Consider the following 757-nt stretch of genomic DNA (forward strand, 5'->3'; position numbering starts at 1 on the left):
TCGGCGGTTCGATCCCGTCATCCTCCACCATTTAGCCGACTTAGCTCAATTGGTAGAGCAACTGACTTGTAATCAGTAGGTTGGGGGTTCAAGTCCTCTAGTCGGCACCAGTTTTTATTGTAAGAGCCATTAGCTCAGTTGGTAGAGCATCTGACTTTTAATCAGAGGGTCGAAGGTTCGAGTCCTTCATGGCTCACCATTTTTAATGAATATGCGGGTGTGGCGGAATTGGCAGACGCACTAGACTTAGGATCTAGCGCCTTTGGCGTGGGGGTTCGACTCCCTTCACCCGCACTTTTAATGAAATAACTCAAACATGTCTTGCGGAAGTAGTTCAGTGGTAGAATACAACCTTGCCAAGGTTGGGGTCGCGGGTTCGACTCCCGCCTTCCGCACCATATGCGCCCGTAGCTCAATTGGATAGAGCGTTTGACTACGGATCAAGAGGTTAGGGGTTCGACTCCTCTCGGGCGCGTTTTCTTTCGGGAAGTGGCTCAGCTTGGTAGAGCACCTGGTTTGGGACCAGGGGGTCGCAGGTTCAAATCCTGTCTTCCCGATACTTGTTTGGGGCCTTAGCTCAGCTGGGAGAGCGCCTGCCTTGCACGCAGGAGGTCAGCGGTTCGATCCCGCTAGGCTCCACCAAAAAAGTTCTTTGAAAACTGAACGAAACAAACAACGTGAAACGTCAATTTTTATTTTATGATGCTAGACAAACTAACTTTATTGGAGAGTTTGATCCTGGCTCAGGATGAACGCT

The 757-nt window shown here is 49.9% G+C and carries 7 tRNA genes; all 7 read left to right on the forward strand.

The window, feature by feature from the left end:
- The first annotated feature begins 34 nt into the window (after window positions 1-34).
- The 7 genes from MR083_RS26675 to MR083_RS26705 all read left to right on the forward strand — a co-directional run bounded on the left by MR083_RS26675 (window position 35) and on the right by MR083_RS26705 (window position 642).
- Window positions 35-110 (forward strand) — tRNA-Thr (locus MR083_RS26675).
- A 13-nt stretch (window positions 111-123) separates the two neighbouring features.
- A tRNA-Lys gene (locus tag MR083_RS26680) sits at window positions 124-199 on the forward strand.
- Window positions 200-213: 14 nt separating this feature from the next.
- A tRNA-Leu gene (locus tag MR083_RS26685) sits at window positions 214-294 on the forward strand.
- Window positions 295-323: 29 nt separating this feature from the next.
- Window positions 324-398, forward strand: a tRNA-Gly gene (locus MR083_RS26690).
- A gap of 3 nt (window positions 399-401) precedes the next feature.
- Window positions 402-475: transfer RNA gene (locus tag MR083_RS26695), tRNA-Arg, on the forward strand.
- 8 nt (window positions 476-483) lie between these two features.
- Window positions 484-557: transfer RNA gene (locus tag MR083_RS26700), tRNA-Pro, on the forward strand.
- 9 nt (window positions 558-566) lie between these two features.
- Window positions 567-642: transfer RNA gene (locus MR083_RS26705), tRNA-Ala, on the forward strand.
- Window positions 643-757: the final 115 nt, after the last annotated feature.

Source organism: Bacillus cereus group sp. BfR-BA-01408 (genome assembly GCF_022663305.1).
Classification (GTDB): Bacteria; Bacillota; Bacilli; order Bacillales; family Bacillaceae_G; genus Bacillus_A; species Bacillus_A pacificus.